Origin of the sequence: Rodentibacter sp. Ppn85, assembly GCF_001999335.1 — a bacterium.
In the GTDB taxonomy this organism is placed as follows: domain Bacteria; phylum Pseudomonadota; class Gammaproteobacteria; order Enterobacterales; family Pasteurellaceae; genus Rodentibacter.
The window spans coordinates 58,020-72,040 of sequence record NZ_MLHS01000018.1 but is presented as its reverse complement, the minus strand read 5'-3'; the positions used below and the strand labels follow the sequence as shown (position 1 = coordinate 72,040).

Annotated in this window: 11 protein-coding genes and 2 tRNA genes; 5 read left to right on the top strand and 8 right to left on the bottom strand. The window is 40.0% G+C overall.

Annotation, left to right across the window (positions count from 1 at the left end):
- Window positions 1–76 precede the first annotated feature (76 nt).
- The 8 genes from glnE to orn form a co-directional block, all read right to left on the bottom strand.
- Window positions 77–3,019, bottom strand: coding sequence for a bifunctional [glutamate--ammonia ligase]-adenylyl-L-tyrosine phosphorylase/[glutamate--ammonia-ligase] adenylyltransferase (gene glnE / locus BKL51_RS03855; protein WP_077465423.1), 2,943 nt, complete (start codon window positions 3,017–3,019; stop codon window positions 77–79).
- A 4-nt stretch (window positions 3,020–3,023) separates the two neighbouring features.
- A complete protein-coding gene (miaA, locus tag BKL51_RS03850; RefSeq protein ID WP_077465422.1) occupies window positions 3,024–3,959 on the bottom strand; it encodes a tRNA (adenosine(37)-N6)-dimethylallyltransferase MiaA in 936 nt (311 codons plus the stop codon).
- Window positions 3,960–5,843, bottom strand: a complete 1,884-nt coding sequence (gene mutL, locus BKL51_RS03845) for a DNA mismatch repair endonuclease MutL (protein WP_077465421.1) — start codon at window positions 5,841–5,843, stop codon at window positions 3,960–3,962. It abuts the gene before it with no gap.
- Window positions 5,843–7,351 (bottom strand): N-acetylmuramoyl-L-alanine amidase, encoded by a 1,509-nt coding sequence (locus BKL51_RS03840; RefSeq protein WP_077465420.1) that lies wholly within the window; start codon window positions 7,349–7,351, stop codon window positions 5,843–5,845. Before BKL51_RS03840 ends, mutL begins: the two co-directional genes overlap by 1 nt.
- Window positions 7,352–7,370: 19 nt before the next feature.
- Window positions 7,371–7,841, bottom strand: coding sequence for a tRNA (adenosine(37)-N6)-threonylcarbamoyltransferase complex ATPase subunit type 1 TsaE (tsaE, locus tag BKL51_RS03835; RefSeq protein ID WP_077465419.1), 471 nt, complete (start codon window positions 7,839–7,841; stop codon window positions 7,371–7,373).
- A 162-nt stretch (window positions 7,842–8,003) separates the two neighbouring features.
- A tRNA-Gly gene (locus tag BKL51_RS03830) sits at window positions 8,004–8,079 on the bottom strand.
- A gap of 14 nt (window positions 8,080–8,093) precedes the next feature.
- Window positions 8,094–8,169, bottom strand: a tRNA-Gly gene (locus BKL51_RS03825).
- Window positions 8,170–8,262: 93 nt separating this feature from the next.
- On the bottom strand, window positions 8,263–8,811 hold the full coding sequence (orn, locus tag BKL51_RS03820; protein ID WP_077465418.1) for an oligoribonuclease: 549 nt from the start codon (window positions 8,809–8,811) through the stop codon (window positions 8,263–8,265).
- Between the two features lie 70 nt (window positions 8,812–8,881).
- Here orn and rsgA point away from each other — a divergent pair, with 70 nt between their 5' ends.
- From rsgA to manA, 5 genes are all read left to right on the top strand, one after another.
- Complete coding sequence (gene rsgA / locus BKL51_RS03815) at window positions 8,882–9,922, top strand: small ribosomal subunit biogenesis GTPase RsgA (RefSeq protein WP_077465417.1); 1,041 nt, start codon at window positions 8,882–8,884, stop codon at window positions 9,920–9,922.
- A gap of 162 nt (window positions 9,923–10,084) precedes the next feature.
- Window positions 10,085–10,342, top strand: a complete 258-nt coding sequence (gene ptsH, locus BKL51_RS03810; RefSeq protein ID WP_077465416.1) for a phosphocarrier protein Hpr — start codon at window positions 10,085–10,087, stop codon at window positions 10,340–10,342.
- Between the two features lie 103 nt (window positions 10,343–10,445).
- Entirely contained in the window at window positions 10,446–12,173 is a 1,728-nt protein-coding gene (gene ptsI / locus BKL51_RS03805) for a phosphoenolpyruvate-protein phosphotransferase PtsI (protein WP_077465415.1), read from the top strand.
- 59 nt (window positions 12,174–12,232) lie between these two features.
- The gene (gene crr, locus BKL51_RS03800; protein WP_077465414.1) at window positions 12,233–12,733 is read left to right on the top strand and encodes a PTS glucose transporter subunit IIA; all 501 of its coding nucleotides are present in this window, start codon (window positions 12,233–12,235) and stop codon (window positions 12,731–12,733) included.
- 58 nt (window positions 12,734–12,791) lie between these two features.
- On the top strand, window positions 12,792–13,991 hold the full coding sequence (manA, locus tag BKL51_RS03795) for a mannose-6-phosphate isomerase, class I (RefSeq protein ID WP_077465413.1): 1,200 nt from the start codon (window positions 12,792–12,794) through the stop codon (window positions 13,989–13,991).
- The last annotated feature ends 30 nt before the right edge of the window (window positions 13,992–14,021 follow it).

Below are 14,021 nucleotides of genomic sequence, written 5' to 3'. Positions count from 1 at the left end.
ATGAAGGTGGATTTTTACTAATAAAAAGTATGCTTAATAATTAGGCATTTTCTGGAACATAATTTTGTTTAAGATATTAACTAAATAAGTTTTTCCAGAAACTTTGAATAAATTCCCTTTCCTTACAAAACTCCGAATCTGAAACAATTGGAGGTTTTCCGATTAAATTAAGATGATGAATTTTGTTACGTAAATCTACATAGCATTGCTTTAATTTTTCACTATGAGATAAAGAAATTATCTGATAATTTGACATATCTTCAAAAATCCTTACATTGTCCGACCATTTTGTTAGCTTTGGGTTTTGTGGTGCATAAGCCAGCATTAAAAATTGCGCAATAAACTCAATATCGGTAATACCGCCACGATCAGTTTTAATATTAAATTCTCCCTCTTTGGACTTAGAAAGGGTTTGATACATTTTTTCCCGCATTTCTTGAATATCAATTTTGAGTTGGGCTACATCTCTTGGCGTAGCAAGAACTTTTTGTCTAATTTGCTCAAATTTTTGGCGTAACGGTTCATCACCGAATATCGCCCGACTTCTGACTAAAGCTTGTTTTTCCCATGTCCAAGCCTCATTCAACTGATAGTTTTCAAAGGCGGAAAGGGAACAGCCCAACAATCCTGCATCCCCGGAAGGGCGTAGGCGCATATCCACTTCATACAATACGCCGGCACTGGTATTAAGGCTAAAAATACTCACAATTTTTTGTATCAAGCGTAAGTAAAATTGATTACTGTCAATAATTTTTTTTCCACCTACTGTTTGGCTTTCAACGGCATCATAAATAAAAACAAGATCGAGATCGGATTTATAACCTAATTCAATTCCCCCGAGTTTGCCATAACTAATGACTAAAAAACCTTTTTCCCCATCTTGCAAATGTTCAGGTACACCAAAGCGGGTTGAAACCTGTTTCCAAGCTAAGTTGATTACGGAGGTAATGATCGCTTCTGCTAAATAAGTAAGGTGATCGCTGACTTTCATTACGGGCAACACGCCCAAAATATCAGCTGCTGCTACACGTAATAATATAGCCTGTTTAAATTGACGCAGTGCATCAATAAATTGTTCCTCATCCTCCTCCGGAAGCCGGAGCAAATATTGTTGAAGTTCATCAGGATATTGTGTGAAAGGTATTGGGTTACGTAAACTTTCAGTGTTAAGTAGTTCATCTAACAAAATTGGGTGGCACGCTAATTGGTCGGCAATTAACTGAGATTTTGCACAAAGATTTACCACTTGCTGCAAAGCTTGCGGATTCTCTAGAAGTAATTCTAAATAAGTCGTTCGACTGGAAATTTTCTCAATAATGTGCAGCATCCGAGGTAGTAAAGTGCGGTCGCTTTCTTGTTTAAAAATGAGAGAAAATATTCTAGGCATTAACTGTGCCAGTACATCCCGTCCACGGTTTCCAATAATACGTCGTCTTAGACTCTCTTTAAATTGTCCTAGTTTATCTAAAATTTCACTAATGTAATCGGATTGAATACCACTTTCTTCCAGCATTTGTGCGATTTCATCAAAGTCCGCTTCGAGAAAATCCTGCCATTGATTTTCTTTCTCGTTGTTTTCATCGTTTTCCTCACCAATAAGATGATCGAAAACCGACCGCACTTTTTTTTGCATTTGCTGTAAAGTGCGGTAGAAATCTTGCCAGTTTTCTATTGGATAGGTGCGCTGAATTGCAATATTTTGCTCGTTGAAACTTGTAAAGTTTCGACAGGCTGTAATTAAACGTTGTTGATCGATTTCATTAGTCGGTAGGGTTTGGGTTTGTTGATCATTAATTGCTTGTAAAATATTTTCTACTCTTCGCAAAAAAAGATAGCTTTCATGTAAAGCTTGATGTTGTGTTTGAGTAATAAGACCAAGTTTTGTTATTTCAGGTAAGATCTTAAGCAAGCTATGTTGCTGTAAAGCAATCTCCCTTCCACCACGAATCAGTTGGAAGACCTGTGCGATAAATTCCACTTCGCGAATACCGCCGGCACCGAGCTTGATATTATCTTTTAACCCGCGGCGGCGTACTTCCCGTTCAATTTTTCCTTTCATTTCACGCAGTGACTGAATGACGCTAAAATCAATATAACGGCGATAAACAAAGGGACGCAGCATTTTTTGTAAATACAGGCTATTCGGATCATCCGATTTTTCGCCGAGAATACGTCCTTTAATCATGGCATAGCGTTCCCAATCCCGTCCCTGATCCTGATAATATTGCTCCATGGCGGCAAAACTTAATGCTAACGCACCGCTTTCACCAAAGGGGCGCAGACGCATATCCGTACGGTAAACAAACCCATCAGCGGTAAAATCGTCTAATGCACTGATTAAACGCTGTCCGAGGCGAGTGAAAAATTTTGCATTATCCACTGATTTTCTCGCATTGCTTCCCTCAATACGGGTTTCTCCCTGAGACGGATAAGTAAAAATTAAATCAATATCGGAAGAAAAATTCAGTTCAAATCCGCCCAGTTTACCCATGCCAAGAATATAAAGCGGTTGTGGGTTACCTTGTTCGTCCACTGGTGTTCCCATTTCGGCACAAGCTTGGCGATAAAGCCAATCACGTGCACCAATGATGAGACTTTCAGCCAGTTCTGAGAGGCGGATAAAAATTTCTTCTACGCTTGCCAAATTGAGACTTTGACAAAAACTTAATTTCGCCATTTCTGTATTACGAAAAACACGCAGGGTTTTATAAAATTCAGCCTCATTGGAAATGGTTGATAATTCGGTATTTAAGCGTTCTTGATATTGCTCACAGTCGGAAAATGTAGGGCTTATTTCCCACCATTGTGCCAGTAAGTGCGGTTGTTTTTTTAAGACTTTTTCAACAAAATCGGACATTGCAACGGCATAGCCTAATCTTCCGATAGGATGGTTTTTATCTTGTTGGTGTTGTTGAATGGTTTGAGTAATGTCATTGGCATCCATTTCAGGAAAAGATTGGCACAAGGTTATGCCAAGTGCGGTGAGTTTTTGTTTTGTAAGGGATAAAAGTGCGGTCATGTTGCTAATTTTTTATATTTTGATCGACAATCTGTAAAACTTTCTCTTTCGCCTGTATAGGCTGTAAACTATCTAGCCATTGAATCGGTGTTTTCCAGCCGCGTAACCAAGTTATTTGGCGTTTAGCCAATTGGCGTGTGGCACAAATACCTCGGAAGATCATTTCTTTGTGATCGTAATCGCCTTGCAAATATTCCCACATTTGGCGGTAGCCTACGCAACGGATAGAAGGCAAATTAACGCTCAAATCGCCGCGAGCATAGAGTTTTTCCACTTCATCTTGGAAACCTAAATCAATCATTTTATGGAAACGCTGTTCAATGCGGGTATGCAAAATATGACGATCTGCCGGTGCGATAGTAAATTGTAGAATATGATAAGGCAATGCTTCGCCTTTTTGTGCGGTTAGCTCGGTTAAGGATTTACCGGTGATATAGAAGACTTCTAACGCACGATTAATTCGCTGTGAATCATTCGGATTAATGCGTTGTGCCGAGATAGGGTCAATTTGAGCGAGTTCACGGTGTAATGCCGCCCACCCTTGTTGGGCCGCTTTTTGTTCAATTTCTGCCCGAATAGTTTCATTAGCGCAAGGCAAGGGGGAAAGCCCTTCGAGCAAGGCTTTGTAATAAAGCATTGTGCCTCCGATTAAAAGCGGAATTTTCCCTTGCGTGCTAATGTCCGCCATTTCGCGTAAGGCATCATCACGAAAGTTCATGGCAGAATAGCTTTCGGCGGGATCTAAAATGTCGATGAGCCGATGGGGAGCTAAATCAAGTTCTTCTTTGGAGGGTTTTGCCGTGCCGATATCCATATTTTTGTAGATTAAGGCGGAATCGACACTAATGATTTCCACCGGCAAGTGTTGGCGTAATTGAATGGCTAAATCGGTTTTACCGGACGCCGTTGGTCCCATTAAAAAAATTGCAGCTGGTTTCATTTATAGCTCGTCTAATAAAGGTTGCCAATGAATGGGTTTGAGTAATTGGTCAAATTCAGCCCGATTGGTGTTATTGAGCAAGCGTTCTATGTCGCTTAATAAATTCACCGCATCAGCAAATACGGTCACGGTTTTGCTTTCTAATTGTGAGCAAAGTGCGGTTGAAAAAGGAGTTGAATTTTCCGAGTGATTTAAAATTGTTATTACGCATTTTTGTAAATTTTGTGTGCGTAAAAAACGGGGAACTTTGTTTAAGGTTAAGCGCATTTGGGGCTTATTCTCGATAAACTCAAAACCAACTTGGGCAAAATTTTCAGCCACTTTTTGCCATTGGCTAAATTGCTTTTCCGTTAAACGAAATACGATGGGGATTAGCAAAGGTTGCTGCTCAATTTGTGGCTGTTGTAAAGCTAATTTCCACTGTAATTGTTGTAATTTTTCCAGTGAAAGCAAAAAGTGGTGTTGGTTTTGCTGTAATAAAAGTGCGCGGTTTTCAATAAGTGATAAGGCCCGTAAATGCGTTGGCTTTTCGCTTATTTCCACTACTTGTTCTGAAATTTTAGGCTGAATAAAATTGTCATTGTCTTTTGTTGAACCTAGCAATTCTCCATACAATCTTTGCTCGGTTTTACCGGGTTTTTCTGAACGATAATTTTCTCGATAATCACGAGAGCTTTGATTAGATGCACTATTGTTTAGTGAAAAGTGCGGTGGATTTTGCATAGGTTTTTCCGCAGAAACATTTCGGGCAAACATATTTTGTCCGGCTGACGCTCGATTGGGTTTATTTGTCCAAGAGGCACTGTAAGCCGGAGTGGGTTCTTTTATTTTATTTTCTCGTGAATTTTTATCCGCACTTTGTTGAGGTAGCGTTTTTTGAAGCGATGGTTGATTGTTTAATGCATGGTTTATCCCTTCATAAATAAAATCATGAATGAGACGTTGTTGATGAAAACGTACTTCATGTTTTGTCGGGTGAACGTTCACATCCACTTCGTGAGGATTGAGGTCAATAAATAACACAAAAGCAGGGTAGCTTTCGTTGAGTAAATATTCCGCATAGGCTTGGCGAATAGCGTGGGTAATAACTTTATCTCGCACCATGCGTCCGTTGATATAGCAATAATTTAAATCGTTTTGTGAACGACTGAAGTTAGGGGCGGCAATCCAACCGGAAAGATGCAAATCATCGTATTTCCAATCAATACGCAGGGCATTTTTGACAAATCCTTCTCCACAAATTGCCGAAACCCGTTTGAGTTGCTGGGTAAGATCGGTAGCCGGGCGATACTGACGAATAATTTTGCCATTGTGGGTGAGGGTGAAGGCAATATTAAATTTTGCCAGAGCAATGCGGCGAATGACCTCATCAATATGGGCAAATTCGGTTTTGTCGGTGCGTAAGAATTTACGGCGTGCCGGGGTATTGAAAAACAGGTTCGCCACTTCCACTGTTGTGCCAACAGGATGTGATGCTGGTTTGACAGTGGTTTCCATATCACGCCCTTGGGCATAGACTTGCCACGCTTCGGTTTGTTCTGCGGTGCGTGAGGTGAGCGTTAAACGGGAAACCGAACTGATACTTGCCAACGCCTCACCACGAAAACCTAAACTTAAAATAGACTCAAGATCTTCTAAATCAGCAATCTTACTGGTGGCATGGCGCGCAAGGGCGAGGTTTAATTCCTCTTTTGCAATGCCGCTGCCATTGTCACGAATACGGATAAGTGTTGCACCACCGTTTTCAATATCCACTTGAATTTTATTGGCGCCGGCATCTAAGCTGTTTTCAACCAATTCTTTCACCACAGAAGCAGGGCGTTCCACTACTTCTCCTGCGGCAATTTGATTGGCAAGTTGTGGGGAAAGAATTTTAATCGCCATTATTTTTCTCTCAGTTTAATTTTTTGACCGGTAATTACTTTACCGTTTTTTAATGTTGGATTCAGTTTCAAAATTTGCTTCACCGGAATGTTATATTCCCGTGAGACCGCATAAATCGTCTGATCTTTTTTGATGGTATGATAGAGCGGAATATCCGCTTTTTTTCCATCAGTTTTACTCTTTTTCTTTTCGTCTTTATCTGTTTTTTGGTTGTCTTTTTTATCCGCTGATTTCATGGTCGTTTTTTCAGCTTTTTGCGCTTCAACGATTTTTTGATTTTTACCGTTATTCGGAATTTTTATTGTTTCGCCAATCCATAATTCTTTACGTTTCAATTTGTTAAGCCGAATAATATCCGTTACTTTAACATCGTATTTATTAGCAAGACTGCCGATACTTTCACCGTTTTTTACTTTATGGCGAATACCACTGTCTTTTACTTCCGAAGTGCGGTCAGTTTTTGCTGTGTTTTTTTCGTTTGTTTTTTTATCGGTAGAACCCGTTTTTTCCGGTTTTTTGTGTTTTTCGTTATCCGGAATTTTAATGGTTTCGCCTACCCATAGTTCTTTTCGTTTTAAATTATTGAGAGCCACTATATCGGCGATTTTCACGTCATATTTATTGGCAAGACTGCTAAGACTTTCACCATTTTTCACTTTGTGGCGAATTAAACTGTCTTTCGTCAATAAAGTACGGTTAGTTTTGATGCTGTTTTCTTTATCATCATTTTCAAAGGCGACAAGAGATTTTAAATTGCCGTTGCGATATGCTACTAACCCCTCATAAATCATATAAGCGATACGGCGGCGATAAGTGGGGGAATTGAGTTTTTGTTCTTCCTCGGCATTCGACAGAAAACCGGTTTCCACTAATACCGAAGGAATATCCGGAGAACGTAACACACCAAGGCTTGCGTGCTGTGGTGTATTACGGCTTAAGGTAGTGATTTTTGAAAAGCGGCGTAAAATATGTCTGCCTATTTCGTAACCGGTGCGTTGGCTATGTCCAAATTGTAGATCGAGTACGGTTTGATCTAAATATTTATCGTTATTATGAGAGAGAACCTTTCCGGCCCCGCCCAATAATTCGGAGCGTTTTTCATCGTCTTCCAACCATTGCCCCATTTCATTATTTGCCCGACGGTTTGAAAGTACCCATACGGAAGCGCCGCGTTGGTTGGGATTAAGAGAGGAATCCGCATGGATGGACACCAGATAATTGGCTTTAAATTTACGGGCTATTTCCGAGCGTTCTGGTACGGAGATGTAATAATCACCGTTACGGGTTAAAACACCGCGGAAATTTGGATCTTTATCCAATAAAGCTTTGAGTTCGCGTGCGATGGAAAGGGTCACATTTTTTTCGTAAATACCAAGGTTACGCCCGATTGCGCCGGGGTCTTTACCACCATGGCCGGGATCAATGGCAATTGTCCACTGTGCTGCAAAAGCAGTGGAAACAAAAAGAGAGAATATTATTCCTAAAAAAAACGAAAATTTTGTGTTCATTGTAAATTGATAAAAAGGATTATAGTTGTTGAATAATTTGCTCGCCTCGGGCACTTTGTGCAATTAGCGTGATGTTTCGTGCATCATCGTAGTAATCGATATTAACAAGCAAATCAGCCGAAGGAAGGATCCCGTTACCTTTTTCAGCCCACTCGATAAGGCAAATAGAATCTTTGGCAAAGTAATCACGAATTCCCATAAATTCTAATTCCTCCGGATCGGCAAGGCGATATAAATCAAAATGATAAATCATTTTTCCGGCAATGTTGTATTCTTCCACCAGAGTATAAGTCGGGCTTTTTACATTACCTTGGAAACCTAAACCTTGTACCATTCCTCGTGTTAGCGTGGTTTTTCCCGCGCCTAAATCACCGTTGAAATATAAAATGACGGCACGCTTAGTGTGGCATTTCAAAATAGTTTCGGCTAATTTTTTGCCAAAACGTAACATAGTGGATTCATCAGGAATGTATTGAGTTAATTGATTCATCTTGATTGTGATTGTTAAAGCCAAAACTGGTAGAAATTCTACCGCACTTTTGTTTTTTTCGCTAAGGGGATTTTATCCGTATTAGAGGTTGTTTTATGGGAAACGTTCCATTAACCGGGAATAAAAAAAATCCACCGCCTTTTCCGCAATGGATTAAAAATTTGGAGCGGGAAACGAGGCTCGAACTCGCGACCCCAACCTTGGCAAGGTTGTGCTCTACCAACTGAGCTATTCCCGCAGTGAGTGTAAAATTGGAGCGGGAAACGAGGCTCGAACTCGCGACCCCGACCTTGGCAAGGTCGTGCTCTACCAACTGAGCTATTCCCGCAGTTCACATCAGTGAATGGGCTCGCATTATACGAATATTTTTTTCTCTTGCAAGAGCAAATTTTTCAAAATGGCTTACCTGACTAAGTTTTCGTCAATCTAATTTAATGAAATGCTCGCGATAATAGGCGAGTTCTTTAATGGATTCACGAATATCATCTAAGGCTAAGTGCGTATTCGCCTTTTTAAAACCTTCTAAAATATCAGGTTTCCAACGGGCGGCAAGTTCTTTTAATGTGCTGACATCCAAATGACGATAGTGGAAATAATCGGCCAGATCCGGCATATATTGGTAAAGAAATCGTTTATCCTGTGCAACACTATTGCCGCAAATTGGCGATGCACCTTTGGGTACCCAACGTTTCAGGAAATCTAAGATTTGTAATTCGGCAGCCCGTTCGGTGAGTTTGCTGGCTTTTACGCGCTCCACTAAGCCGTTTGCGGTGTGAGTTTTTACACACCATTCGGACATTTTTCCTAATAAATCATCGCTTTGGTGAATGGCAAGGACCGGGCCCTCCGCAAGAATATTGAGATCTTTGTCTGTTACGATAGTTGCGATTTCAATAATACGTTCTTTATCCGGTTCCAAGCCGGTCATTTCTAAATCAATCCAGATCAGATTTTGTTTATCTAATTGCATAATATAAGGTATCCTATGTGAAAATTTTTTCCATTTTATCAAAATCGTAGTAAAAAACGACCGCACTTTTATGGCTAAACGTAAACTCACTCAAAATCAGTTCCGCCGAATTGAATTTAACAATGCCCGTACTCTTCACCGCCACAAGAAAAGAGAAATTGAATGGCAAGACGAGATGCTGGGGGAATCACAAGACGGCTTGGTGGTGACACGTTATTCTATGCATGCGGATGTAGAAAATGAGCAAGGGGATATTTACCGCTGTAATTTACGCCGTACTCTTTCAAGCTTAGTGGTGGGCGATAGAGTAATTTGGCGGAAAGGGAACGAACAGCTACAAGGTGTGAGCGGGGTGATTGAAGCTATTCATCCGCGTGTGAACGAAATTTTACGCCCTGATTATTATGATGGATTGAAACCGATTGCAGCGAATATTGATCGTATCATTATTGTTTCCGCAGTGTTGCCGGTTTTTTCTCTTAATATTGTTGATCGTTATCTTGTGGTATGTGAAATTGCGGGTATTGAACCGATTATTGTAGTCAATAAAGGCGATCTTCTAACGAATGAAGAGGAAAAAAATATTGAACGACAATTGCAAATTTATCGTGATATAGGCTATCAAACCTTGATTATTTCTGCCTCAAACGGAAAAAATATGGAAAAACTGACCGCACTTTTAAGTAGTGGCACATCTATTTTTGTCGGGCAGTCCGGGGTCGGGAAATCCAGTCTTATCAATGCTATTTTTCCCAACGTAAATGCACAAGTCGGCGAAGTGAGTGAAGGTTCGGGGCTAGGGCAACATACGACAACTTCCTCACGTCTTTATCATTTACCTCAAGGTGGAAATCTCATTGATTCGCCGGGTATTCGCGAATTTGGATTATGGCACTTAGACGCCGATCAAATCACCAAAGGATACCGAGAATTCCAATATGTCTTAGGTACCTGTAAATTCCGTGATTGTAAACATTTGAATGATCCGGGCTGTGCTTTACGTGAGGCGGTTGAAACTGGGAAAATTGCTCAGGTGCGTTATGAGAACTACCATAAACTTATTGCAAGTTTATCGGAAACAAAGTCACAACGGCATTTTTCAACAAGTTAGTCAGAACTTAGCGTAAAATTTGGTTAATCGGATTAGAATGTTGATCTCACTTAAGTTTTTTTGCCTTTTTCCTTGATTATTTTGTTTTTAACAAGGATACTATGGCAGGCTTTGAATCTGACAGTTTTATAATTAAACTATTTTATTAATAGAGGTAACATTATGTTCTCAAAAGATGTAGAAATCACAGCACCTAACGGTTTGCACACTCGTCCTGCTGCGCAATTCGTAAAAGAAGCAAAAGGTTTTGTTTCAGATATTACTGTGACATCCGCAGGGAAAAGTGCGAGTGCAAAAAGTTTATTTAAATTACAAACTTTGGGTTTGACACAAGGAACGGTTATCACCATATCCGCTGAAGGTGAAGATGAGCAACAAGCCGTTGAACATTTAGTCGCATTAATCCCTACTTTAGAGTAATTATTGAGTATAAGATAGCCATAAAATCCGTTTTGATTTACTCCTGTAAACACGTTTTTATGGCTATTGTTTTATTTAATCCTATTAATCTCGGAAGGTGAACATGATTTCAGGTATTCCAGCATCCCCCGGTATTGTTTTTGGTAAGGCGTTAGTTCTTAAAGAAGAAAAAATTGTCCTTGATACAACGCCGATTTCTGATGATCAAATTGAAACGGAAGTTGCACGTTTTTACAAAGGGCGTGATGCCGCTGTTGAACAATTAAATTCCATCAAAGATCGTGCTTTTGCTTCGTTGGGCGAAGAAAAAGCAGCGATTTTTGAGGGGCATTTGATGATTTTGGAAGATGAAGAATTAGAAGAAGAAATTATCGACTATTTACGTTCACATAAAGTTAACGCGGGTGTCGCTGCAAGTAAAATTATCGATCAGCAAGTGGCGATGTTATCAGAAATTGACGATGAGTATTTGAAAGAGCGTGCCGGTGATATTCGCGATATTGGTAACCGTTTAATCAAAAACATTTTAGGTATGCATATTGTTGATCTAGGCGATATAAACGAAGAATCTATTTTGGTTGCCTATGATCTTACCCCCTCTGAAACGGCACAATTGAATCTTGAGAAAGTATTGGGATTCATTACGGATATTGGAGGCCGTACTTCACATACTTCTATTATGGCTCGTTCTTTAGAATTGCCGGCTATCGTTGGAACCAACAATGTGACTGAAAAAGTGAATACCGGTGATTTCTTGATTCTTGATGCCGTAAATAACAAAGTCTACATTAATCCGACTCAAGCTCAAATCAATGAATTAAAATCTTTAGAAGCAAAATTAGCGGAAGAAAAAGCCGAATTGGCAAAATTAAAAGATCTTCCTGCCGTGACATTAGACGGGCATAAAGTTGAAGTGGTGGCGAATATTGGTACGATTCGCGATTGTGACGGTGCAAATCGTAATGGTGCCGAAGGTGTAGGTTTATACCGTACAGAGTTTCTCTTTATGGATCGCGATCAACTTCCAACGGAAGAAGAGCAATTTATTGCTTATAAAGAAGTCGTAGAGGCAATGGGCGGACGTTTGGTAGTGCTTCGTACTATGGATATTGGCGGTGATAAAGATTTACCGTACCTAGATCTTCCAAAAGAAATGAACCCGTTCTTAGGATGGCGGGCAATTCGTATTGCACTTGACCGCCGTGAAATTCTTCATGCTCAGTTACGTGCGGTATTGCGTGCCTCTGCCTTTGGCAAATTAGCCGTGATGTTCCCGATGATTATTTCGGTAGAAGAAATTCGTGAATTAAAATCCGTGATTGAAACTCTGAAAGCGGAGCTACGTGCAGAAGGTAAAGCCTTTGATGAAAATATTCAAATCGGTGTGATGGTGGAAACCCCATCCGCTGCGGTGAATGCGAAATTCTTAGCGAAAGAAGTGGATTTCTTTAGTATCGGTACTAATGACTTAACACAATATACCTTAGCAGTTGATCGCGGTAATGAATTAATTTCTCATCTTTACAATCCAATGCAACCGTCTGTGCTTGGCTTAATTAAACAAGTTATCGATGCTTCTCATGCGGAAGGTAAATGGACGGGGATGTGCGGTGAGTTAGCCGGTGATGAGCGTGCAACCTTGCTCTTGCTAGGTATGGGATTAGATGAATTCAGTATGAGTGCAATTTCTGTACCCCGGATTAAAAAACTCATTCGTAGTGTGAATTTCCAAGAGGTAAAAGAGCTTGCAAGTAAAGCATTACAGAAACCGACCGCTTTGGAAATTGAGCAATTAATTAAAGAATTTTTGTTAGAAAAAGCACTGAGCTAGATACAAAATCAGTGTTTTAAGCTAGAATATCAACCATATTTAATGGATAGGAGATGAAAATGGGGTTATTTGACAAGTTATTCGGTTCCAAAGAGAACAAATCGGTTGACGTTGATATTTATGCACCGCTGTCTGGTGAAATTGTAAATATCGAAGATGTACCGGATGTTGTGTTTTCTGAAAAAATTGTTGGTGATGGCATTGCTATTCGCCCGACAGGTAATAAAATTGTCGCACCGGTTGATGGCGTTATTGGTAAGATTTTTGAAACTAACCACGCCTTTTCAATGGAATCAAAAGAAGGGGTTGAATTATTTGTTCACTTTGGTATTGATACCGTTGAGTTAAAAGGTGAAGGTTTTACTCGTATTGCTCAAGAAGGGCAATCTGTAAAACGTGGTGATACAGTAATTGAATTCGATCTTGAATTGCTAGAAGCAAAAGCGAAATCTGTATTAACACCGGTTGTAATTTCCAATATGGATGAGATCTCAAGCATTGAGAAAAAAGCAGGTGAGGTCATTGCCGGCGAATCCGTAGTATTAAGCCTTAAAAAATAATCTTATATAGAATGAAAAAGTCCGCCGTTGTGCGGATTTTTTGTTTAGAGGTGAAAAAATGATTTATAAATTAACCGGTGTTTTACAACATTACGTCTGGGGCGGACAGCATTACATTCCACAATTATTAAATCTTTCGGTGGAAGAAAATCAACATTATGCCGAATGGTGGCTTGGTGCACATATTTCTGCCCCCTCCATAATTGAAGTTGAGGGCAAAAATTTACCGCTGACTGAATTTTTACAGCAAAATCCGACCACACTTGGCGAGAAAAGTCGAGAAATTTTTGGTGAAGAATTACCCTATTTATTAAAGGTTCTTGATGTGGAGAAACCGCTTTCTATTCAGTTACATCCGACAAAACAGCAGGCGGAAATCGGTTTTGCAAAGGAAAATGCCGAAGGGATTGATTTAAAAGATTCGAAACGAACTTATAAAGATAATAACCATAAGCCTGAAATGATGATTGCATTGTCCGATTTCTGGCTGTTACACGGATTTAAGACAAAAGAAAAAATCCTCTCTTCACTCAATGAACGTCCTTCTCTTGCACCTCTTGCAGAAAAATTACGTAATCAGGAGCTGCATTCGTTTTATGCGGATGTCATGCAAGCGGATCAATCCCAATTGTATCAATGGCTTGCCCCTATTGTTGAGCAAAATCGTGAGGCTTATGCTCAGAATGAACTCAGGCTAGACAATCCCGATTATTGGCTGGTTTATTCTGTGGAAGCGATGGAGATTTCACTGGAAAAACTCGATGCGGGTTTAGTGTGTTTTTATCTTTTCAATATTGTTCAGCTTAAAAAAGGCGAAGGGATTTATCAAGCTGCGGGTATTCCGCACGCTTATTTACGCGGACAAAACATTGAACTGATGGCATGTTCCGATAATGTCATTCGTGGTGGGTTAACACCAAAATATGTGGATATTCCGGAGCTATTAAAAGTGGTGGATTGTCGAGAAATAGAACCGCAAATTATTTCTGCCGCCCCTCATGATATGCGTGTATTCACTTATTCCACACCGGCAAAAGATTTCGCGCTACAAAATATTCAATATGAATGTGGTGAAACTCATCGTTTAAAAATTCAAAGTGCAGGCATTTTCATGGTGATGAAAGGGCAAATCAATTTACGCTCGGAAACAACCGCACTTTCCCTTAAAAAGGGAGAGTCTGCCTTTATCACTTCCGGTTCTTCTTATGAAATCGAAGGATTATCGGAAGGCTATACCGTTGTTGCGAAGCTGCCTTGAGAATCTGACAGTAAATTAGCTAATGCCATA